This window comes from Polyangium sp. 15x6, from assembly GCF_029960785.1.
Taxonomy (GTDB): Bacteria; Myxococcota_A; Polyangia; order Polyangiales; family Polyangiaceae; genus Polyangium.
Genome location: NZ_JASBQE010000106.1, coordinates 18302 through 40904 on the forward strand (window position 1 = coordinate 18302; position 22603 = coordinate 40904).

At 67.7% G+C, this 22603-nt stretch carries 18 protein-coding genes; 10 read left to right on the forward strand and 8 right to left on the reverse strand.

Going from position 1 to position 22603, the window contains the following annotated elements; genetic code table 11:
• Positions 1 to 44: 44 nt before the first annotated feature.
• Complete coding sequence (locus QHF83_RS44075; protein WP_282424114.1) at positions 45 to 926, forward strand: aldo/keto reductase; 882 nt, start codon at positions 45 to 47, stop codon at positions 924 to 926.
• 24 nt (positions 927 to 950) lie between these two features.
• Complete coding sequence (locus QHF83_RS44080; protein ID WP_282424115.1) at positions 951 to 1736, forward strand: aldo/keto reductase; 786 nt, start codon at positions 951 to 953, stop codon at positions 1734 to 1736.
• Between the two features lie 172 nt (positions 1737 to 1908).
• On the opposite strand, the gene QHF83_RS44085 is transcribed toward QHF83_RS44080, so the two are convergent.
• Both QHF83_RS44085 and QHF83_RS44090 read right to left on the reverse strand, forming a co-directional pair.
• Positions 1909 to 2751, reverse strand: coding sequence for a hypothetical protein (locus QHF83_RS44085; protein WP_282424116.1), 843 nt, complete (start codon positions 2749 to 2751; stop codon positions 1909 to 1911).
• Between the two features lie 99 nt (positions 2752 to 2850).
• On the reverse strand, positions 2851 to 3687 hold the full coding sequence (locus QHF83_RS44090) for a hypothetical protein (protein ID WP_282424117.1): 837 nt from the start codon (positions 3685 to 3687) through the stop codon (positions 2851 to 2853).
• A 429-nt stretch (positions 3688 to 4116) separates the two neighbouring features.
• Between QHF83_RS44090 and QHF83_RS44095 the strand changes: the two genes are divergently transcribed.
• The 4 genes from QHF83_RS44095 to QHF83_RS44110 all read left to right on the forward strand — a co-directional run bounded on the left by QHF83_RS44095 (position 4117) and on the right by QHF83_RS44110 (position 9680).
• Complete coding sequence (locus QHF83_RS44095; RefSeq protein ID WP_282424118.1) at positions 4117 to 4572, forward strand: hypothetical protein; 456 nt, start codon at positions 4117 to 4119, stop codon at positions 4570 to 4572.
• A gap of 384 nt (positions 4573 to 4956) precedes the next feature.
• Complete coding sequence (locus QHF83_RS44100; protein WP_282424119.1) at positions 4957 to 6450, forward strand: serine/threonine-protein kinase; 1494 nt, start codon at positions 4957 to 4959, stop codon at positions 6448 to 6450.
• Between the two features lie 9 nt (positions 6451 to 6459).
• The gene (locus tag QHF83_RS44105; protein ID WP_282424120.1) at positions 6460 to 8346 is read left to right on the forward strand and encodes a hypothetical protein; all 1887 of its coding nucleotides are present in this window, start codon (positions 6460 to 6462) and stop codon (positions 8344 to 8346) included.
• Between the two features lie 32 nt (positions 8347 to 8378).
• Positions 8379 to 9680 (forward strand): tetratricopeptide repeat protein, encoded by a 1302-nt coding sequence (locus QHF83_RS44110; RefSeq protein ID WP_282424121.1) that lies wholly within the window; start codon positions 8379 to 8381, stop codon positions 9678 to 9680.
• Between the two features lie 181 nt (positions 9681 to 9861).
• Here QHF83_RS44110 and QHF83_RS44115 read toward each other — a convergent pair whose 3' ends face one another.
• The 3 genes from QHF83_RS44115 to QHF83_RS44125 form a co-directional block, all read right to left on the reverse strand.
• Entirely contained in the window at positions 9862 to 10200 is a 339-nt protein-coding gene (locus QHF83_RS44115) for a hypothetical protein (protein WP_282424122.1), read from the reverse strand.
• A 284-nt stretch (positions 10201 to 10484) separates the two neighbouring features.
• Positions 10485 to 11921, reverse strand: coding sequence for a DUF2252 domain-containing protein (locus tag QHF83_RS44120; RefSeq protein WP_282424131.1), 1437 nt, complete (start codon positions 11919 to 11921; stop codon positions 10485 to 10487).
• A gap of 98 nt (positions 11922 to 12019) precedes the next feature.
• Positions 12020 to 12799, reverse strand: a complete 780-nt coding sequence (locus QHF83_RS44125; protein WP_282424123.1) for a DUF4239 domain-containing protein — start codon at positions 12797 to 12799, stop codon at positions 12020 to 12022.
• A gap of 651 nt (positions 12800 to 13450) precedes the next feature.
• On the opposite strand from QHF83_RS44125, the gene QHF83_RS44130 reads away from it, so the two are divergent.
• Both QHF83_RS44130 and QHF83_RS44135 read left to right on the forward strand, forming a co-directional pair.
• Positions 13451 to 15124 (forward strand): serine/threonine protein kinase, encoded by a 1674-nt coding sequence (locus tag QHF83_RS44130; protein WP_282424124.1) that lies wholly within the window; start codon positions 13451 to 13453, stop codon positions 15122 to 15124.
• A gap of 93 nt (positions 15125 to 15217) precedes the next feature.
• Positions 15218 to 15640, forward strand: a complete 423-nt coding sequence (locus QHF83_RS44135) for an STAS/SEC14 domain-containing protein (protein WP_282424125.1) — start codon at positions 15218 to 15220, stop codon at positions 15638 to 15640.
• Positions 15641 to 15971: 331 nt separating this feature from the next.
• On the opposite strand, the gene QHF83_RS44140 is transcribed toward QHF83_RS44135, so the two are convergent.
• Positions 15972 to 16733, reverse strand: coding sequence for a glucose 1-dehydrogenase (locus QHF83_RS44140; RefSeq protein ID WP_282424126.1), 762 nt, complete (start codon positions 16731 to 16733; stop codon positions 15972 to 15974).
• A 125-nt stretch (positions 16734 to 16858) separates the two neighbouring features.
• On the opposite strand from QHF83_RS44140, the gene QHF83_RS44145 reads away from it, so the two are divergent.
• The gene (locus QHF83_RS44145) at positions 16859 to 18121 is read left to right on the forward strand and encodes a serine/threonine-protein kinase (RefSeq protein WP_282424127.1); all 1263 of its coding nucleotides are present in this window, start codon (positions 16859 to 16861) and stop codon (positions 18119 to 18121) included.
• A 68-nt stretch (positions 18122 to 18189) separates the two neighbouring features.
• Here QHF83_RS44145 and QHF83_RS44150 read toward each other — a convergent pair whose 3' ends face one another.
• Positions 18190 to 18555, reverse strand: a complete 366-nt coding sequence (locus QHF83_RS44150) for a hypothetical protein (protein WP_282424128.1) — start codon at positions 18553 to 18555, stop codon at positions 18190 to 18192.
• Between the two features lie 377 nt (positions 18556 to 18932).
• Positions 18933 to 21413: a hypothetical protein gene (locus QHF83_RS44155; RefSeq protein ID WP_282424129.1), complete on the reverse strand. Its 2481-nt coding sequence runs from the start codon at positions 21411 to 21413 to the stop codon at positions 18933 to 18935.
• Between the two features lie 183 nt (positions 21414 to 21596).
• On the opposite strand from QHF83_RS44155, the gene QHF83_RS44160 reads away from it, so the two are divergent.
• Positions 21597 to 22373, forward strand: coding sequence for a crotonase/enoyl-CoA hydratase family protein (locus QHF83_RS44160; protein ID WP_282424130.1), 777 nt, complete (start codon positions 21597 to 21599; stop codon positions 22371 to 22373).
• Positions 22374 to 22603: the final 230 nt, after the last annotated feature.

Below are 22603 nucleotides of genomic sequence, written 5' to 3' on the forward strand. Positions count from 1 at the left end.
CTTCCCCGATCCTCCGTGCCACCCTCGGCGCCGGAGGATCTTGCATGTCTGCTTCCTTTTCCCCTGTCCGCCTCGGCCGCAGCCCTCTCGACGTCGTGCCCCTCGGGCTGGCGGCGAGTTATGGCGCCAAGGGGCGCGACGTGGAGCATGCATTCGAGCGCGGGATCGATTTTTTCTACTGGGGCTCGTCGCGCATGCCCGATTTCGGCGAGGGCTTGAAGCGCCTCGGCAAGCGCAGCCGCGAGCGAATCAAGGTCGTCATCCAGACCTACTCGCGCTCGCCGGCCGGCATCGGCAAATCCCTCGAAAAGGGGCTCCGCAAGCTCGAAATGGATCACGCGGACGTCCTGCTCCTCGGCTGGTGGAACCTGCCGCCGAAGGACGCGATCCTCGACGCCGCCGCGGATCTCGTGCGCCGCGGCCGCGCGCGTTCGGTCATGATCTCCTGCCACAACCGCCCGGCATTCAAGCACCTCGCCCGTGATCCCCGCATCGACCTCTTGATGCTCCGGTACAACGCGGCGCACCCCGGCGCCGACAAGGACGTCTTTCCGCACCTGCCGGATCCCGCCCCCGGAATCGTCTCGTACACCTCGACCTCGTGGGGTCAGCTCCTCGATCGCAAGCTCGTCCCCGCGGAGGAGCGTCTGCCGCGAGCGGCGGATTGTTACCGGTTCGCCCTCTCGAACCCGAACATCGGCGCATGCTGGGCCGGCGCGCTGGACGCAGCGCAGATCGACGAGGCCCTGAAGGCGCTCGAAGAGGGCCCGATGAACGAAGAGGAGCTCGCATGGATGCGCCGAATCGGGGCACGCGTCCGGGAGACGTCGAAGCTCACGTCGCGCGGCATGGGGATCGCCGATCGGCTGGTCAACCTCTACTCGGGTTTCGGCTTTCGCACGACCACAGAGCTCGGCGAAGGCTGAGCCCATCATGATAACGTGGAGAACATGAACGACTGGCTGTACGCGACTCCCTCGGCGCTGCGCGGCAAGCGTGCGTTTCGGCTTGGCCTCGCGGCGAACTACGGCATCGATGAGGACGGTGTCCGCGCTGCGCTCGATCGCGGCGTGAACGTCTTCTTGTGGACCTCGCGGAACAAGGGGATGCGCGCGCCCGTCAAGGCGGCGATGGGTGCGCGGCGCGGGGACGTGGCCGTGATTGGCTTCGCGCAGATCGGCTGGTTTGGCTGGGGCGTGCGGTCGGGGGCGGAGAAGCTCTTGCGCGAGCTCGGCACGGATCACCTCGACGTCTACTTGCTCGGCTGGCTGGGCACTGGCTCCGCTTGGACGGAGGCGACCCAGAGAGAGCTCCTCCACCTGCGCGAGAGTGGCAAGGTCCGCGCGATTGGCGTGAGCATCCACGACCGCCCGCGTGCGGGCATGCTCGCTGCGGATTCGCCGCTCGACCTCTTGATGCTCCGGTACAACGCGGCGCACCCGGGCGCCGAACGCGACGTCTTCCCGCACGTGAAGGAGCGTTCTCCCTCGGTGCTCGCGTACACCGCGACGGCTTGGCGGAAGCTCTTGAAGCGCCCGCGTGGCTGGGAGGGGCCGGTCATGAGCGCGGGCGACTGTTATCGCTTCCAGCTCTCCAGCCCGCACGTCGACTTCGCGCTCACGGGGCCCAAGACCCGGGCCGAGCTCGAAGAGAACCTGACAGCGCTCGAAAAAGGCCCGCTCACCGAGGACGAGGCGAAGTGGATGCGGGAGTTCGGGCGGAGGGTGCACGGGTAATGTGCTGGAATGGCACCCGACCGAGAAGATCAGGGATCCAGAGGCGATCCGCCGGTCTCGTTCGGCTTCGGGCACGCGACGGCGTGTAAGCACTCCCGCCTCCGCTCCGCTCCCGCTTCGGTTTCCGCCGCCGCTTGCCGCTTTGCGTCGAGATAGGTTGATCGGTGGGGGCTTACGCGTTCCTTTTCATGAGGCGCTCGATTTCCGGCTCCGAATAGGGTTTGCCCGTAAAGGGGTTGATAAGTGGCCGCGGCAGCGGCGGCTCGGGGGGAAGCTCGGGCGAGCCGGGCCAGGTGATGCCCACCTTTTGCAGGAGCCGTTGAACGCCGAGCAGTTGCTTCGGATCGGGCGGCTTGACGAGGAGCGTCGCGATCTCGTCGGGCGTGAACTCCGTGGGGCCCTGCAATCGCCGATCGACCACTGCGTCGATGATCGCGTGGATGGGAGCCTCGACCGTTCGGGCGCGCTCTGCTGCTAGCGGGGCAAGTTCCCCGATGACATAGAAGGGGAGTCGACCGTTTTGGAGCATGCCCCAGGGGACGAGTCGCTTGGCGCCCGGGCATTTCGGGTCGTCGAAGAGCGTGCCCGCGACACGATCGCCGTGGAGCCAAAAGCCGACCCCGGCCAACAGCTCCGAATACATTCTCTTATTGGGTAACTTCCCCTTGTACAAATCGCTGACCGTGTCGAGCTTGCCGACGGCCAACTGAAAGGCTGGCTCGAGCTCGGAGGGGAGCCCCGGCACAGCCGGGCGCACATCCTCTGGGCCACCCGTCACCGTGTCAGGCGTCAGGCCGAGGTTATCAATCGGGCCAAACCCCTTCTCGTACGCAAGACCCACGACGCCCGCCTCGGTCCAGGCCACGACCTCGTAGTCGCCACATCCGCTGTCGGTCCGCAAGGCTCCTCGATGCACGTCTCCCGTCCACTCCGAGTAGTCGCAGACGGGATACGCCAGACCGCACCCCAGTCTTTCCACGCGGGCTTCCACGTAGGCGCGCAGCGCGGCGCGCACGATGGCATCTCGGTCGAAGGCGAGGCGTCCGCGGGGATGGTTGCGTAGGACCATGTACCTCGCCTAGACCGCGTTTGTCTGGACGTCAACATGCCAGCGTCACGGCGTGTACGCTTTCGCGGCGTTGACCCGTTGTATCTCCTCGGCCGGCGGGTTTTTGTTGCGAAGCCACTGGTTGAGCGCCCTTGAGATGACCGCCGCGTTCTTGTTCGAGTTTGTCCCCCAGTCGCAACTGCGCTGGTCCTTCCTGGGCACGACGTGGTTCACCTCTGCGAACAGACCAGGGTCGAAGGGCGCAGGTTTGCCCATCCGATCGTGGAGCACGAGCGGCTCCTCGCACTCGGCTTCCACTATCTCGCAGTTCGCGTTGTACACCTCGCAAGTCCACTTGAAGCCCGCGAGATCGGAGTGGATCTCGCCGCCATGCGCTTTGCGGTTGACCTCGAGGATATACCTGTGCTGCAAGAGCGACGTGCCATCGGCGGCAAGCATGCCGCTGCTACAGTTGTTGAACTCGTGCCCCGGTCCGACCGTCGGCGGCTCGGGCAAGTCGCGATACGGCCCGCTCACCTCCGTCGGCACGCCATCGACCTCGATGAGCGGCGACTGCCTCGGCGCGGGCTCGTAGGAGATGGTGATGTGGATCGCGGGATCCGGCCCGACCTGGCGATAGTAGTTCTCCGTGCCGGGGATGGGCTCGCACGCCGGATAACTCTTGTCGTAGGGCGCCGCGCCGTAAAGCTCTGCGACCAGCACGCCAGCCTCGCACGCTTCCTCCGGCGTCTTGTAGAAGCAGTTGAACGTGGGGGTGGGGCCCTCGGACATGTAACAAGCGTCGCCGAACGCGCCGATGTACTTCTTGCGCAGCTCGAGGTCCGCGCTCGGATTGCCCATGAGCTGGATGCGATAACGAAAGCACGCATCTTCCATGGACATCGAGCACTCGGTCGATGTCTCGGTCGGGATGTCGGGGGGCGCTGGGCACGCCTTCGGAGGCCCCAGCTCGGGAGGCGAGTCGCACGCCCCCGTCAGGCCTGCCCCACCGAAGCCCCACACCAGCACGCCCAGCATGATCGAGCGGAGTCTCGTCCTTGCTTGCATGGTGTATTGAGTCGCACGCTCATCGCCTGGGTGACAACGGAAAACCAGCCAGGGGGCTCACGATGCGCCTGGGGACCGAGCGTTCCATGAGGGAGACCGGGTCGGTGGGAGCCGGCGGGAGCCGCGGGAGCGGTCCTTGCCGCTCCCGCCTCCGCTCCCCAGATACGCGGGCCCACGGAGTCCCCCCACATTCTTGCCCCGCCGCCTCCCCTTCCCCTATCCTCCGCGCCAACCATTCCGACCCCTCGCAAAGGAACCGCCACCATGGCCGAAATCAAGCATGGCACCGTCACCGTCACCATCCCCGATGAGCTCGCGCCGCCTCCGAATGCTGGCAAGCTCTCCGCGGACGAGGTGCGGCGATTGCCGAAGCCGCCTCGTGGCATTGGCCTCGTCGGGACCCATACGGCGGACGCCATCAAGAAGGCAGGGGACAAGCTCACGCTCCCCAAGGGCGTCACCGCCGAGGGGCTCCTCGCCTCGTGCGGGCGCGCCGATGGGATCGATCAGGTCATCATCGATCTCGAGGTCGTCCTTACGACCCTCAAGCAGGCCAACCTGCTCTTCGACGCCGAGGCCTGGGAGCAATTGCGCAAGGTCAATGGTCAGCTCAAGGAGCAGATGAAATACAACCCCGAGCTCGGGCCCATCTTCCGCGTGCTCATCGACTTCCTGAGCCGTGGCCCCCGGCAATCCGGGCCCACCCCGACCGAGGGTTGACCCTCGTCGGACCGCTCCCTGCGCTCCGGCGGAGCCCTCGGAGCGCTCCCGCGACCGGAACGATCGCTTCGCTCGACCGCTCGGATCGCTCCCCCGAACCCCTCGAACGCCTCGGGCATATCTCACGCCGCGCACCCCGAGCGCGATGCCGAGGCTCCGGCGTCGCGTCGCCTGCGCTCTCCCCGACCGCCGAGCGCGCACGCAGGATGCGATGGGCGCGGTCCCGGAAACCCGACGAAGCGGTCGAGAGGTGCCCTCGGCTCGCTCCGCCGAGCCTTCGCGCCCCTCCCCCGAAGCTTGACTTCGCTGGCAACTGGACGTCTACTGCGACGGAAAACCGTTTGCATGCAAACATGCGACGGTTCCTTGTCGAGGGAGCAGGCCGTGTCCTCTGATCTGGCAGCCGGGGCTATCTTTGCCGGGCGTTACCGCGTCGAGCGTCGCATCGCCGCCGGGGGCATGGGGGCGGTGTACGAGGTCGTCCACCTGGAGACGAACCGCCGCCGCGCGCTCAAGGTGATGCACCCGAACTTCGTCCAGAGCGACGACCTGCGCGGGCGCTTCCGGCAAGAGGCGCGCGTCGCCGCCGAGATCGAGAGCGAATACATCGTCGACGTCTTCGACGCGGGCATCGACGACGCGACCGGGATGCCCTTCCTCGTCATGGAGCTCCTGCGCGGCGAGGAGCTCGGCAAGCGGATCCGCCACACGGGCCCCTTGCCGCCGGCGGAGGTGGTCGCGTACCTGCATCAGACCTCGCTCGCCCTCGACAAGACGCACCGCGCCCACATCGTCCATCGCGACCTCAAGCCGGACAACCTGTTCCTCTGCGAGCGCGAGGACGGCCCCCCGCGCATCAAGGTGCTCGATTTCGGGATCGCCAAGATCGTGGCCGCCGGCTCCACGGCGGCGGGCGCGACGCAATCGCTCGGCACGCCGCTCTACATGGCGCCCGAGCAGTTCTTGATGGAATCGTCGGTCTCGCCCGCGACCGACATCTTCGCGCTCGGCATGATCGCGTTCACGCTCCTCGTGGGCAAAGCCTACTGGTTCGAGGAATCGCGGGGCGGCGCGAACGTCTTCGCGTTCGCCGCGCAGGCCGCGCTCGGGCCGCGTGAGCCGGCGACCGCGCGGGCCGCCCGGCTCGGCGCGCGCCTGCCGCCCGCGTTCGACACGTGGTTCGCGCGTGCCACGGCGAAGACGCCCTCCGAGCGGTTTCCTTCGGCCACGAGCGCGGTGAAGGCGCTCGCCGAGGTGCTCGGGCTTGCGCAGTCAGGGCTCGCCTCCGCGGGGATGCTGCCGCCGGGGGCGATTTCGCGGCCGTCGTTCGCGTCGCAGCCGTCCGAGGTGCCGATCACGACGCTCGACACGCAGGTGACGACGCCGATGGCGCCGCGACGGGCGCCGCTGCCGAGCGGCGTGGAGCTTGGCGTGATGACGCCGCCAGGACAGGTAGGGACGCCGGTGGGCCCGGTCCTGACGCCGCTCGGCAGCGGGATGACCGCGGTTCCGACGGGGCGAAGGTCCGCGCCGACGGGGCTCATCGCGGCCGGCGTGGGGCTTGCGTGTTTGCTCGTGGCGGTCGTTGCTGTCTTCGCGCTCTCGTCGCGCGAGGAAGGCAAGACGCCGGAGCCGGCCGCCGCGGTGCCGCCGTCGGCGCAGACCCCCGTGGCGACGGCCGCGCCCGAGGTCGTGCCGGTGGAGGCGGTGAAGACGGCGGAGGCGGCGCCAATCGCTTCGGCGAGCGCTGCGCCTGCGGTGAGCGCGGCTGCGGCAGCGCCGACGAGCAAGCCCGCGACGGCGACGCAGACGTCGAAGACAGGCGGGGCGCCGGCGGTGAAAGCGGCAAAACCCGCGACGACGTGGAGCAGGGATTGAGGAGCCTGGATGCGAGCCTGGAAGTCAGTCGGTGTTGCGGCGCTGCTCACGGCGGCGAGCTGTGTGCAAGTCCTCGGTGGGGACAATCCGTATAACGCAGGGGAAGCAGCGGGCGGCGGGGGGCAGGCGGGGGGAGCGGGAGGGGCCGGAGGGGCGTCGTCGAGCTCCACGGGTGGGGCCGGCGGGACGAGTGAGCCTTGCGAGCCGGGCGAGACGCGGCCGTGTTATTCGGGGCCCGCCGGCACGGAGGGCGTCGGCGACTGCAAAGGCGGTAAGCAGTTCTGCGCGGACGACGGCTCGGAGTTCGGCCCCTGCGAGGACGAGGTCGTTCCGGCGGCTACCGAAGATTGCAACCTACCCGGGGACGAGGATTGCAACGGCGAGGCCCAGGACGTGGGGGTCTGCACCTGCGAGCCGGGCCAGCCAGCGCCGTGCAGCACGGGACTCGCGGGCATCTGCGCGGCAGGCATGGGGACGTGCAGCGCGGATGGGAAAACCGTCGAATCGTGCATGACGGTGAACAAGCCCCGATTCGACGATTGCACGACGGCGGAGGACGAGGATTGCGACGGCGTGGCCATCGCGATGTGCACGGGCGCGGTGGGGGCGGGTTTCGTGCCGCCCGGGAAGAACACCGATCCGATGGACGACGCGATCTACGACGTGGCGTTCACGCCCGACGGCGGGTACGTGGTCGCGGGCACGGTCGACGCGGCGCTCGGGGCGGACCTGTTCAGCTTCAGCGCGAACCAGGGCAGCGTCTACGTCGCGAAGGTCGGCGCTGACGGACAGGTGCAGTGGGCGAAGACGTATCCTGCGTCGGAAGTAGGCGTCGCCCGTGGCGTCGCCGTCGACAGCGCGGGTCGCATCACCGTGGTGGGCGAATTCAGCGGAACGATGAATCTCGGCGGGGGTAACCTGCAGAGCCAGAACACCGATATCTTCATGGTCCAGCTCGACGCAGCGGGCGTGCATGTCTGGAGCCAGAACATCGGCGCGACGAATACACAATCCGCGCAGGATGTGGACGTCGACGCGGCGGGGAACCTGTACGTGACGGGGTTTCTCACGAGCGACGCGGTGAGCCTCGGGGGCAACATCCTCGACCCCAACATGGAAGACGTATTCCTGGCGAGCTACGATTTCAATGGGAATCATCGCTGGAGCCGCGTCATGGGCGACAGCAACAATCAACGAGGGCGGCGCCTCACGGTCACGAAGGACGGCAACATCGCGCTCGTGGGCGAGACGGACAGCGGCGCGAATCTCGGCGGTGGTAACATGAATGGAGGCGGCGGCCGCGACATCATCGTCGGCATGTACGCGGGCGCCACCGGCAATCACCTGTGGAGCAAGCTCTTCGGTTCGTCCGGGGACCAATTCTACGGAAACATCGCCTCCGCGCCGAACGGGAACGTCCTCGTCACGGGCCGGTTCACCGGCTCGCTCGATTTCGGCGGTGCCGCGATGTCGGCCGCGGGGGCGGCCGACGTGTACGTGGCCGAGCTTGCCGCGGCGAGCGGAAACCACGTGAACAGCAAGCGCTTCGGGATCTCCGGAACCTCGCGCGGCACGGGGATCGCGGTCGACGGCGCGGGGAACGTCGTCGTGGCCGGGCATTTCGATGATTCGATCGATTTCGGCGCCGGGACGATCAATACCGGCTACGTGAATGACGTCTTCGTCGTGAAGCTCGCGGCGGCGGACTGGTCGCCACTTTGGACCAGGAAGTTTGGCCTGGCAGGCACACAAACGGCCTGGGCCGCCGCCGTCGACGGGAAGGGCGACGTCGTCGTGGGCGGCAGCTTCGAGCAGCAGCTCTTCTTCGGCGCCCCGCTCGGCACGATCACGAGCAGCGGCGGCGCCGACCTCTTCAGCGTCCGGATCGCGCCGTGACGTACGGACCATGCGGCAAAGGTAGACACGACATGCGTAAGGCACGATGGTTCTTCGTGGGGTTCGTCTGCGCGGGCCTCGGGCTCCCGCAAGGCATGGCGTTCGCCGCGCCGACACCCGCGCAGGAGGCGGCCGCGGGAAAGCTCTTCGACGCCGCCGTCGCGGAGGTCCAAGCCGGGCGGTACGCCGAGGCGTGCCCGCTGCTCGAACAAAGCCACGTGCTCGATCCGAAGCCCGGGACGCTGCACGCCCTCGCCGAATGCGAGGCGAAGATCCAGAAGCTCGATCAGGCGATCGCACATTACAAGGAGTACCTCGGTCTCTACGCAGCGATGAAGAGCCCGCTGCGCGAGAAGCATACGGATCGGGCGCGGGTCGCCGAGGAGCAGGTCAAGAAACTCCAGGCGGAGATCCTGTTCAAACAAGCGATCGCGCACCGGGAAGCCGGCCGTCACGCCGAGGCGTGCGCCGCGCTCGAGGAGAGCCAGCAGATCGATCCGACGCCGGGGACGCTGTACGCGCTCGCCGAATGCGAAGCCACGCGGGGTCGCGTCGCGACGGCGCTCGGGCATTACACGACGTACCTCGGGCTCTTCGCGGCGATGAAGAGTCCGCTGCGCGAGCGTCACGCCGAGCGCGCGCGGATCGCGGAGGAGCAGCGCAAGAAGCTCGACGCGGAAACGCCTCGGCTCGAGCTCGTGTGGACGGGCGAGGTGCCCGAGGGGCTCGTCGTCTCGCGGGGGAATACCACGCTCGATCCGAAGACGCTGGGCGTCTTCGTGCCGATGGATCCGGGCGAGTATGCATTTCGGGTCGAGGTCCCAGGGCGCCCGCCGCAGGAGCGAAAGGTGCGGCTCGAGAAGGGCGACCGAAAGATCCTCGAGCTCACGCCGGGCGCGACGCAGGAGGCGAAGGGCGAGCCTCCTTCGCTCCCGAAGGAGCCCTTGCCGCCGCCGCCGGAGCCGCTCGCGACATCGAAGCCGGGAATGCACCCGTGGGCGCTCGGCGGAATCGCGGCGATGGGCGTGGGCGGCGCGGGGCTCATCGTGGGCAGCGTGCTCGGCGGGCTCGCGATGGCCGAAAAGGGCGAGGTCGACGCGGTGTGCGACCAGAATTTCGCGTGCGGCGTGGAAGGCATGAAGACGGTCGAGCGGTTCTGGGCGCTTGGCAATGCGAGCACGGCGATGTTCATCGTCGGGGGCGTCGTGCTGGCGACAGGCGTGACGCTGTTCGTGCTTTCGCCGAAGCCGGCGGCGGAGAAGGTCGGGGCGGTGCGGGTGCGGGGATTGGCGGGCCCGGGGGCCGGGTATCTGGGCGTCGAAGGGACGTTCTAGCGATCCCGGAAGCTCGTCCGGGTTGGGATGCGGGAGTTCGGGCGGAAGGTGCACGGATAGAGCGCTGTCACGGTCGGCGCCGTGAGGTCGGCGCCTGCTTCCGTAAGTGCTTCCGTAATCGCTGCTCCTGCCACGCCCGCCTGCGCTTCGGATGCCGTCACTCCGGCGTACCCCGCAGCATTCAGCAGTTGCCGCACTTCAGCGTGCCGTCCTGGTTCCAGGCGCACCAGCTCCGGCACTGGCGCGTGTAGATACAGGACCGCTCTGGCGTCCACGAGCCGTCAATCCGTCTGCAAAAGGCGCAGTATCCGCCGGAGACCGAACGACCCCGCCTACAGGTCCGATTCCACGAGCCGCCCGGCGGGTCGGCTACCCTGAGCTCGAAGTCATCGGCGCCCACGTCGCTCGAATCCGAATCCTCGTCGAGGTGGCCCTCCGCAGGCGCGGCCATCGTAGTTTCGGCAACCGAGCCAATGCCGACGAGCGCCGCGAGCGCAACGGCAATCAGATGGAATTTCATGTTCTTCCCCTCTGCGTTCGAGTCCCGGACGGCTTGGATTCGACGCCCCGGACGTCCTGGTCTGTGTATCGAGACACGGAGGAGCGGAGTCAAGCCAAGGGATCCTCCGTCCCGCGACCTTCCAGGACCTTCGCCAAAGGACGCTGGTCTTGCCTCGGCCCGTTCGATGAACTGCGCATCGCGCAGTTCATCGACCCCGGGTCCAGCGCTTGCGCTGGTCCGGGTCCAGGGGTGGACAACCCCTGGTCGGGGTCCGGGGTGAAACCCCGGCGCTACGCTCCCCCTCAAAGCCCGATTTCGGCTCGGATGCGCCCGTTCTTCGCTGCGGCGGCCAGCGCTTCGTGGTCGCGCTCCGTCTGGTCGGCGTAGGCGCGCGCGAAGGTGGCGATGGCTTCGTCGAAGGCGTCTGCTTTTCCGAGGTAGGCTGCGATTGCGATTCGGTCGCCTGAGCGCGCGTGTGCGCGTGCGAGGGTCCAGCCGCAGAGACTGCCGTACGTCGCCAGGACGACTCGATCCAGGGCGGCGATGTCCACCGAGAATTTCCAGTCGCGTAGCTGGCGCACGTAGAAATCGCGCTCGAGACCGCTCGCGGATTTTACTCGCTCCCAGCCGAGGAAGATATCGCTCGCGGCTTGCATCAGCCGCTGGCCTACCACCACGCGCTGGCCGTGGTTTTGGTACTCGCTCTTGCCGAGGAAGGGCTCGAGCACCGATGCTTGCGCCTCCTTTGCTTGCAGGAAGAGCGGGTCCTGGTCGTCACGACCGAGGAGCAGGATGATCCAGGCGCGCGCGCCGACGCTCCCGACGCCGACGACCTTGTGGGCCATGTCCGCGAAATCGTATCCCTCCAGCAGTTGCCTCCGATCGGGATCGAGGGTCGCGCGGTAGCCGACGAGCAGCTCGCGCACCTGCTGCTCGAGCTCTTCGCGGGCAACGCCCTTCATGAATTCGTCCATCGGCACGATCAGGGGAGGATCGCTGATGATTCGCGGCCGGCCGCCGACCTTGTGGGTCAGCTTCTCGTAGGCCTGAATGCTGTCCTTCGTCCGAGCCTTCGCGAGGTTGTGCTCGGTCACGTGCAGACGCTTGTGACCCACCCGCGAGCCGAATTGATCGAAAATCTGCTCGACGTCGAGGCTCGCATACCAGACTTCGAGGTTCGTGAGCTTCGCGAAGCTCCGCATCGCCTCGCGGTACTCGCGCATCGCCGCCTGGACGATGTCGGAGCGCGCCGCCTTCGAAAAACCGTGGTCGCGCCCGGCCAGCTCCAGGCTGACGGCCAGCCGCTTCACGTCCCAGTCCCACGGCCCTGGCAGCGTCTCGTCGAAATCGTTGATGTCGAACATCATGCGCCGCTCGGGGGATCCGAACACCCCGAAGTTCGAGAGGTGCGCGTCGCCGCAGAGCTGCACCGTCAGGCGCGAGCGCGGCGTCGTGGCCAGATCGGAGGCCATCACGTATGCGGCGCCCCGATAAAAGGCGAACGGGGAATCCAGCATTCGGCCGTAGCGGATCGGCACGAGCTCGGGCACGCGGCTCTTTGCTTGCTCCTCGAGCAGCGCGATCGGATCGGGCCGGTGGGGCGGCGCCTCCCAGGTCGCGTGGGCGACGCGTGGGATCGCCGCGCGCTCCGCCTTGCCGCGCGCCGCGTGCTCCTCGGCCGAGAGATGCGGCATCGCCGATTTCCCCGCGACCGTTGATGTCAAATCCACGGTGGTCATCTCCGTCATTGGTTCCCCCTCGGCGCTCATCAGCCCACGACATGACGGGGACGCGCCGTTCAAATCCTCGTCCGTTCCCCCCGACGCACGAACGATGCTCAATCACCCATCATCCGCCGCAGATCGATCATCGCTTGCTGACTCACCTTCAGCGTCCCCTCCTGCGGATGGTCGAGGTCGGCGGTCAATAGCATGACGATCGAAAGGCTCATGACCAGCGTCGCGACCGTGGGGGACCGTTGCGTCTTGACCAGACCGGCATGATACCCGACGGCCGTGAGGGTCAGGACCGCGATCAAGGCGAGCCCCGCCCACAGGGCGTCTGGAATGCCGCCTCGGACGGCGACCTTGACGCGGATCGCGTGGAGCTCGATCATCTTGTTCAGCGATTCGATGAAGAGCCCCACGACGACGGAGTCGGGTTGGTCTCGCGCAGCGGCCTCCGCCTCTTTCCAGAGCTCCCGCTGCAGCTCCACCGAGCGCCGCATTGCGTGCTCGACGTTTTCGATTTTCACCGCCGAAAGACGCACGTCGACGTATTCACGCAGCATCGGGCGGACCTTCGCGCCGCGATTGCCGGGGAGGAGGTCGGCGCGCAAGAAGATCGTCTCGATGGTGTTGGCCTCCTCGACGAGGACCTGTTTCCTGGCTTCGAAGCGGTTCGCCGCGAGGCTGAACGTGAACGCCAGGACGAGCGCCAGCAAGCCCATCGTGGTGGTGACCAGGGCGAGCACGTGGGGCGGATGCTCCTCTTCGGCGCGGTACCGCCGATGAGCTCCCAGCCGGAAGCCGCCCTCGACGGCGAGCAGGAACATCACGACGGTGCCCCCAAAGAGCAACCAGATCGGAAATCGCTCGAGCGATCCACCCACCGGCATCGGCGCACCTCCCATCAATTACGGAGCATGTGATCGCGGCTCCGGCGTGGGCAAACGCCGTCCGTCCGACACCCCCGCGGGCAATGGCACGATGGTCGCGACCCCCGGCGAAAGATAAACCCGCCCATCCTCGATCCGTCAAGCTCTTCAGCTCAAAAAATCGCAATATACGGCCGCGCTCCGTCGCCGGCATAGGCGGTTTTCATAGGCCGTTGCGCTGGGGCGTTGCCCCAGGCCCCTCTGGTCAACGATGGGGCTATCCGCCCCTGGACCCGGGGCCTGCGCAAGCGCTGGACCCAGGGTCGATGAACTGCGCGATGCGCAGTTCATCGAACAGGCCCTGCCAATCGAGACAGCGGCGCTGCCATTTCGACTGGCCACGCCGTCCCTTCCACCGGCCCGTGGAAGAACTGCGCACCGCGCAGTTCTTCCCCAAAGGTCCAGCGCTTGCGCTGGTTCGGGTCGAGGGGCGAACAGCCCCCGCGGGGCCCGGGGCAGAGCCCCGGCGCGGCGTCCCCGAGCACCCCGCCCGCCGATCGCCTGCCATGCACCCCGAACGCTTGACTTCGTCCTGGACTGGTCGTACTCCACGGAAGACCGTTTGCGTGCAAACGATGCAACCGGAAGATTCCTGTATCGACGGAGCGCGTCGTGTCGTCTGATTTGACAGCCGGAGCCATTTTTGCTGGGCGTTACCGTGTAGAGCGCCGTATCGCCGATGGCGGGATGGGGGCGGTGTACGAGGTCGTCCACCTCGAGACGAATCGTCGCCGCGCGCTCAAGGTGATGCACGCGAAGTTCGTGCAAAGCGACGACCTGCGCGGGCGCTTCCGGCAAGAGGCGCGGGTCGCTGCGGAGATCGAGAGCGAGTACATCGTCGATGTCTTCGATGCGGGCATCGACGACACGACCGGGATGCCTTTCCTGGTCATGGAGCTCTTGCGCGGCGAGGAGCTCGGCAAACGGCTTCGCCGCGCGGGTCCTTTGTCGCCTGCGGAGGTGATTTCGTACCTGCACCAGACCTCGCTCGCGCTCGACAGGACGCACCGCGCGCACATCGTTCACCGTGATCTCAAACCGGAGAACCTTTTCCTCTGCGAGCGCGAGGATGGCATCCCGCGCATCAAGGTGCTCGATTTCGGGATTGCGAAGATCGTCGCCGCCGGGGCCACGGCGGCAGGCGCGACGCAATCGCTCGGCACGCCGCTTTACATGGCCCCCGAGCAGTTCCTCATGGAATCGTCGGTCTCTCCCGAGACGGACGTCTTCGCGCTCGGCATGATTGCGTTCACGCTCCTCGTGGGCAAAGCCTACTGGTTCGAGGAATCGAGGGCGGGCGCGAACGTCTTTGCCTTCGCAGCCCAGGCGGCGCTCGGGCCACGGGAGCCGGCGACGGCGCGGGCTGCCCGGCTCGGCGCGGCGCTGCCGCCTGCGTTCGACGCGTGGTTTGCCCGCGCCACGGCCAAGGTCGCTTCCGAACGGTTTCCCTCGGCCACGAGCGCCGTGAAGGCGCTCGCCGAGGCGCTCGGGTTGCCGCCGCCGGGGCTCGTCGCCCAGGGAAGCCTGCCACCGGCTTCGAATGCACGACCGGCGTTCCCGTCGCAGCCGCCGGAAAGGCCGAGCGCTCCCGTGCCGTCGCACCCAACGGTGCCGATGGGGCCGCTGCGCGCGGCGATGCCGAGCAGCGCGGAGCCCGGCGCGGGGACGGCGCTCGGACCCTCGGGGGCGCCGATGGGCCCGGTCCCGACGCCCCTCGGGAGCGGTATGACCGCGGCGCCGGTGACGCGTCGGCCTCGACCGACGGGGCTCATCGCCGCGGGCGCGGGGCTCGTGTGTCTCCTTTTGGCGATGGTCCTCTTCGTGGCGGTCCTGGGGACCGAGAACGCGGAAGAGCGCACGTTGGCCGCATCGGCGACGACGCCTCCGGCGCCGGTCGCGACGAGCGCGGCGCCGGAGGTTCCCGCGAGCCCGGAGCGACAAGACCCGGGCGCCGCCGATCCGAGCCCTGCGATTGCCCGCGTCGAGTCGACGACACCTCCGCCCGAGCCGGAGGGCTCCGTAAACGTGCCGCCGGCACCGAGCGGCAGCGTCGTGAATGGCGAGACCACGACGAAGACCACGCCGTCGCCGTCGCCGTCGTCGAATACGAGAGTCTACACGAACGACGAGGAATCCGTGATGCGCAGGCAGCTCGAGCCCAAGGTCTGGTCCGGCCGCGCAACCGAGCAAGACATCAAGCTGCTCATCGCCATTTGCCGTCACCAGCGCGACCAGGGGTGCAGGGACCGTGCGATCGCAATGCTGAAGCAGAAGCAGGGCACCTGAAAATGCGCGCGTCGTCCTCTCGACGATCGCAAAACGTGCGGATGCTGCCCGCGCCTTGCCTTCCCCCATCTCCCCCGTTACGTTCCTCCTGGAATGCTTCCTTCCACCAGTGGTGAAAGCCACATCATCACCCACGAGCCCGATCTCCTCGTCGGCCACTTCATCGGCCGCATCGGCGTGGACGAGATGCAGCGCGTCCTCGACATTCAGCGCCGGTTTTCCGCTGGCAAATCAGGCATCTTCTTGCTCGTCGACGTCGAGCACCTGGAGCACATCACACCCGAGGCGCGCCGCATCGCCTCCGAGGGACCCGGCGAAAACGGCGCCGGCGTGCCCATCCTCGGCGCCGCCCTCGTCGGCGCACGCTTTCACGCGCGTATCCTCGGCGCCATGGTCTTCCGCGCAGCCCGCATCCTGCACCGAGGCCCCCACTTCGACGTCCGCTTCTTCGATACCGAGTCCGCCGCCCTCGCCTGGATCGACGAGATCCGCCGCAGTCTCCGCTCCGCAAGCTGACCTGGGGCGTCGCGCTGGGGCGTTGCCCCAGGCCCCACCGGGGCTATCCGCCCCTGGACCCGGACCAGCGCAAGCGCTGGACCCGGGGTCGATGAACTGCGCGATGCGCAGTTCATCGAACAGGCCGAAGAAGGACCCCTGCCAAGCAAGACCGCCGCGCTGACCTTTTGATCGGCAACGTTGTCCCTGGTCTTCCAACGGGCCCGTTGGAAGAACTGCGCGGAGCGCAGTTCTTCCACCCCGAGTCCAGGGCTTGCCCTGGTCCGGGTCGAGGGGCGGACAGCCCCCGCGGGGTCCGGGGCGGCGCCCCGGCGCGGCGTCCCCACTCAGCTCAGATCGCCAGCAGCCCGCCGTCGACCAAGAGCTCCGTACCCGTCACGAATTTCGCGTCGTCCGACGCCAGATACGCGACCGCTGCCGCCACGTCCTCGGGTTCGCCGAGCTTCCCTAGTGGAATGGACTTCCCCAGGTTCGCCTTCGCCCGCGCGGGATCCTCGGACTTCTCCACCATCGCGTCGACCATCGGCGTATCGATGAATGCCGGGTGTACCGAGTTTACCCGGATCCCGTACCCTTTCCGCGCACAATGCATCGCCACTGATTTCGTGAATGTGCGCACGCCGCCCTTGCTCGAGCAATACGCTGCCAGGTTCGGCGCGCCGATCATGCCTGCCACGCTCGACATGTTCACGATCGCCCCGCCCCCGCGCTCCTTCATCACCCGGATCGCGTGCTTGCAGCCGAGGAACGTGCCCTCCGTGTTCACCGCGTGCACGAACCGCCACTCCTCGAGCGTCGTCGACTCCACGTCGCCCACCACGCCCACCCCCGCGTTGTTCACGAGCACGTCGAGCCGACCGTGCTTCGCGACCACCGCGTCGAGCACGGCGATCCACGCAGCCTCCTGCGTCACGTCGAGCGCCGCGAACTCTGCCCGTGCCCCGAGCTCCGCGGCGAGCGCCTCGCCTCGATCCTGCGCCACGTCCGTGATCACCACGACCGCGCCTTCTGCGTGCAGCCGCCGCACGGCCGCCGCCCCGAGCCCCGAGGCGGCCCCCGTGACGAGCGCTACCTTTCCCTCGAATCGCTGCATGGCGCCGAGGAGAGCGGATCTGCCCGCTCCGTGTCAAACTCGCGGCAAGAAAGGTGGGGCCCGGCCGGGACGAACGAGCGGTTTTCCCATCGCGTCCGGCGCGGGTCCTCTTCGCGGTACTCCCCATGACCTTGCTCGAAACCATGAATGCGGAGACCCTGTTCGCGCCTGGGGACGATGGCTTCGCCCAGGCCAAGACCGCGGTGGCGCCCATGCGCGCCCTCTCCTCCCTGCCGCCGCCCTCGTCGGTCCTGCGCACCACCGTGCTGCCGCGCGTCGAGGGCGAAGGCGCCGAGGTGCGGCTCGTGGCCGAGTCCAAATCGCGCTACGAGCCCATCAAGACGCTCGGCTCGGGCGGCATGGGGGAGATCGTGCTCGTGCACGATCAGGACATCGCTCGCAAGGTCGCGGTCAAACGCCTGCTGCCCGAGGCGAGTGATCCCGTGATGCTCGCCCGCTTCGTGGACGAGATCCGCACCGTCGGCCGCCTCGAGCACCCGAACATCGTCCCCATCCACGACGTCGGCGTCGACGAGCTCGGCCGGTACTTCTTCGTCATGAAATACGTCGAGGGCGAGACGCTCGAGACCATCATCCGCAAGCTCGCGGACGGCGATCCCGACTACCACCGCAGGTACACCTTCGAGCGCCGCGTCGAGATCTTCATCGACATCCTTTCGGCGCTCGCCTACGCCCACGCGAACGGCGTCGTGCACCGGGACGTCAAGCCGGCGAACGTGATGGTGGGGCGGTACGGCGAGGTCGTGCTGATGGACTGGGGCATCGCCAAGCCCGTCACTGCCGAGCGGGACCTCGCCCGGGGCGCGGACGCGACGCTGGGAGAGGAGAACGACCGGGGGCGGATGTTCGTGACGCACGTCGGCGCGCTCGTCGGCACCCCCGCGTACATGTCGCCCGAGCAGGCGCGCGGCGAGGTGGACAAGCTCGATACGCGGAGCGACCTCTACAGCGCGTGCGTCCTCTTCCACGAGCTCGTCACGTTGCGCCACTACCTGGCAGACAGGCGGACGCTCGGCGACATCTTGTCAGGCGTCATGGACTACGAGCCCACCGTTCGGGACATGAAGCGGAGCTGCCACCACGCGCAGGATGGACTCCCGCCCGAGCTCGTCCACTTCGCCGTCGATGGGCTCGCGAAGGACCCGGCGAAGCGGTACGCCTCCGCGGGGCAGATGATCGAGCTCTTGCGGCAGAGCCTCGAAGGTCGGATGCACGTGGCCTGCTCCGGCACCCTGGCGAAGCGGTTCCTGCGCGAGGCGGCGCGGGTCGTGGACCGGCACCCGCGCCTCATGTTCTGGGGCCTCGTGGGGACGTTCCTGGCCGTGCTCTTCACAGCCGTGACGCTCGTCCGAATGATCGTGGCCTAACGCACGGCGATGGCACGTGTGCCGGGCACGTGCTGGCACACGTGCCAGGCGGACGGCACGTTGACGTGTCAGGCGGCGATGAGCCGCGAGCGAAGCGCTCGCGCGAGCTTGCGGCCGTCTTCGGGGACGGGCTCGAATCGTAGTGTGCGCTCGCTCGTGTGTTCGTTGGGACGCACGGAGAGCTTGTGCCCACGCGCCAGGCCTACGTGCAGGCCGGGGAACCGTGCGTGGAGCTCCTTGGCGAGCTCCAGTCGGTCGCCGGTCGGGAGCGCCAGCACGACAAGCGCGCAGTCGAAGTGGCCGGGGCCGTCGAGCGCGACAAAGGCCTCGCGACGGGTGCCGACGTGCACCACCTCGAGCCCCTCTGCTCGCAAGCCGCGGGCGATGATCTCCGTCCGGTCGTGATCGTCGTCGATGAGCAGGACACGCGCCATGAGTCCGCACCTCTCGTAGTAGCGCCGACTTGATTGCAATCGTCATGCCGCCCCGCGACCCTCGCCCGAGCGCGACGCGACGCACGCATCCGCGCCTGCATGGTGAGCTAGCTGAGGAGTATAGACCTCGGCATGCGGATTACGCACCGCAGCCCACCGAGACACGGGCGGCGGGGGCGGATGGCGGGGGCGCTGAATCCGGGGCCGCGAGGCCCGCCTCGACGAACGAGCGAAATGTCCTTGAAGATCGCATGGATCGCCAAAGGACCTCAGGCGGATTCTCCAAAGGAGCCGCCCTTGCAGGTTCGCATGAAGGGTGGCGTGTACGTGCCGGGACGAGGTGCGAACCCCGGCGCGGGTGCGGCGGCGCTTGCGCGTCAGGGCGAAGGCTTTGCGCTCTCGGGGACGATCGACGGCAGCGCCGCTTTCAGGTCGTCGAAGGAGCGCTTGCGGTAGGCGTGGTACGTCGGGATTTCCCATTCGGCCCAGGTGTACGAGACCACCTCGGCCGCGGGGAGCACCCACGACGTGTCGATCTTCTGGGCGCGCGGCAGCGTGTCCGTGACCTGCCCTTCCTTCTCCTCGGCGCCGCCGAGCGTCGCCACCATGATCCCGAACCCGGGGGTCTTCGTGGTGGTCAGCTCGACCTCCTTCGTCTTCGGCCCGGGCACGTGGTCATCGACCACGAGCCGCTGCGAGGGATCCGTCACGTTGAGCAGGGTCCAGGGGATGCGGACCTCGAGCGTCCCGTCCGCGAGCGAAAACCAGAAATTGCTCGTCGAGCGCTCGGCCTCGAGGCCGGTCCGGAACTGGCCCGTGCTCTGCCAGATGATCGGCGCGAGCATCTCGCCCTGGTACCAGAACGAGTTGTTCGTGATGGTGCGGACCGGGTTGAACAGGCCGTCGTCGTTGGGGGCCGTCCGATAGAGCTGCCAATCCTCCCGTTTTCTATGCCAGATGCCGAAAAGGTCGTAAGGCTGGTCGACGAGCAGCGCGACGTCCTCTGCCGACTCGATACGAAGGAGGAACTCGATGCGCCGCTCGGTGCGGAGCACACACTCGGGATCGAGGCACGCGTCGCCTGCCTCGGGCAGGTACGTGTCGAGGCCGACCACGTAATCCACGTGATCCCAGTCGACCTTTCCATTGCCGTCCGGATCGAGCGACTCGACCCGGATCAGGAGGTGCAAGAACCCCTCGTCGGAGTCGACCTTGAGCTCGCGGATGGTGCGCATGGGATCGTACACGTCCCCCTGCGGCACGAGAGGCGGCCCCGCTTGCCAGGCGTTCGGCTCGATCAGGAAATCGTCCCCTTTCCCGTCGAGCACGTGGTGGACCCCCTCCGCGCCGGGCTTCATCGCGATGAGGCCGAAGTTCTGCTCCGGGCTCATCGGGTTGTACCAGACCCGCCGCCGATCCGCGGGCAGCTCCACGCGATCGACCACCCAGGCTCGCTTGAACCACTCGTCGATGAGCTCGAAGAGAAAGGCGCCGTTCATCCCGGCGCGCCGGATCGTCCCGAGCGACCGCTCGACGGCCTTGGCTTGCTCGCCCTCGTCGAGATCGCCGTGGTGCAGCCCTGATTTCGCGTAATGCCCGGATCCCTGGCTCGAAGGATGCCCGATCTCGCCGATGATCAAGGTGCGGCCGGCGTAGAGCTTTCGCAGGTGGTCGAGGTAGCCGAGGTACGAGTTCGACCCCTCGTCGTCCTCGACCTGGTATTGCGGCTCGTACAGGATGAACTCGGGATAATACGGGTAGGCGTGATACGAAAAGAAGAGCCCGGGGCCGAAACTCGGGGCGACCTCGATCTTCAGGAGATCGAGCTGCTCGACGTCGTCGACGGACTCGGGATATTCGTATTCGACCACGTGGTCGATCGGATCGAGCGTGGGCCAGTTGGAGAACCCCATGGGGTGCTTCACCTCGTACCGCTCTTCCTCGTAGACCGTGAGATAATCGAGGTACTCGGCCACGAACGCCTCCATCGGCGTCGCGTGCTCGATGGAGAACCACGTGCCGGCGTACGAGACCTCGCACGGCATCCCCTGGCAGTGCTCGTCGTAGTAGAGCTCGTGCGTGGTCATGATGGTGAGCGGCTCGACCTCGCGGCCGACGAGCCAGCCGAGGAGCCACGGAGATACGTCGGCGGTGAAGGTGCCGAACGCGCGGCCGTAGTTCATCGGGTTCTCGGGCGTGCCGTACGGGATCTCGCGGTTGCCGTGGACGACGTCGACGACCTTCTCGATCTCGTCGCGGAACCAGATGCGGATCGAGTCGTCGAGGTAGTCCGGGATGCCCGTGAACTCGGGATCCTCTTCCGGCTCCTTGAGCCAGGCCCCTTGCAAGAGGTAGAGCGGGTGGTCCGGGTGCTCGGTGTTGTGGCGGAGGAGCTCCTCGTAAAACAGCGGAGACTGTACGGTATAGACGCGCACCGAATTGACCCCGAGCTCCGCGATGGTCTCGATCCACTCGGCGATCTGCTCGCGCGTGGCCACGAATTCGCCCGGGGACGTCCCCGGGATCGCGTGGCTGTAATTGACGCCGATCGGCCAGAACGGCTCGAAATGGTCGCCGTCGACGCGGATCTCGAAGCCGTTCTCGCCCGCGCGGAATTTGTACCCTTGATCCTCGTCGGGCGCCTCCCCTCCGCTGCCCGAAGACCCGCCTCCGCTGCCCGCGGTGCCTCCTCCGCTGCCCGACGTCGCCCCACCCGCGTTGCCCGACCCCGCTCCGCCCGAGAGCGTGCCGTCCGGAGACCCGCAGGCCGCCGTCACGAATGCGACGAGCGACACGAGCGGGCCCGCGAGCACGCGAAGGACGGACGTAGTGTGGAAACAATCCGTGCGCCATTCCATGACCACCAGCATAGCAATGTAAGAATCGAAATCCCGGGACACTCCGATCCTGGAAACGAAATCATTTCAATGTTCCGTGATGACATACGCGGCCGCCCGGAGCGATCCGGGCGAACGGGCGTGACGTCGGGCCGAGCCCGATTCGAGGCGCCGGCGAGGTCCCGGCCGTGGTAACGTCCGCCCATGGCACGCGTCACGGTGGAGCGTCTCGGTCATGTCGTCCGCATCGGCCTGAACAGACCGGAGAAGCGCAACGCATTCGATCTCGCCATGCTCGACGAGCTCGCGCAGGCGTACACCGCCTACGAGGAGGACGAGGGGCTGCGGTGTGGCCTCCTGTTCGCCCACGGAGGCCATTTCACGGGCGGGCTCGATCTCGCGGAGGTCGGGCCCGCGGTCGCGGCGGGGCGCGCGCTCTACCCGAAGGGGAGCGTCGATCCGCTCGCGATCGGGCCGCGGCGCCTCACGAAGCCGATGATCGTCGCCGTGGGGGGATATTGCTTCACGATCGGGATCGAGCTCGCGCTCGCCGCCGACATCCGCGTCGCGGCCGAGGACACGCGCTTCTCGCAGCTCGAAGTGCAGCGCGGCATCTTCCCGTTCGGCGGCGCCACGCTCCGGTTCCCGGCGCTCGCAGGCCATGGCAATGCCATGCGCTGGCTGCTCACGGGTGACGTGTTCGACGCGAAGGAGGCGTATCGGATCGGGCTCGTGCAGGAGGTCGTCCCCGCGGCCGAGCTCCTCGATCGCGCCACGTGGATCTGCGAGCGGGTCGCAGCGCAGGCGCCGATCGCCGTGCGCGCCACGCTCGCGTCGTCGCGCGCGGCGATGACGGAAGGGCCCGAGGTGGAAGCGGCGCGCCTCGAAGAGCGAGCCCGCGCCCTCATGGGCACGGAGGATGCCGCCGAGGGCATGCGATCGTTCGTCGAGAGGCGCGCCGGCCGCTTTCAGGGGCGCTAGGGGTCTCCTCTGCGACCGTGGAGCCGGGGCGCTGCCCCGGGCCCCGCGGGGGCTATTCGCCCCTCGACCCGAACCAGGGCAAGCCCTGGACCTTTTGGGGAAGAACTGCGCGATGCGCAGTTCTTCCCACAGGCCGCCGGTCGAGAGGTCAGCGCTGCTGTCTTGGTTGGCAGGGTCGCTCGCGGTCTTGACCCGTCTCGTTCGATGAACTGCGCATCGCGCAGTTCATC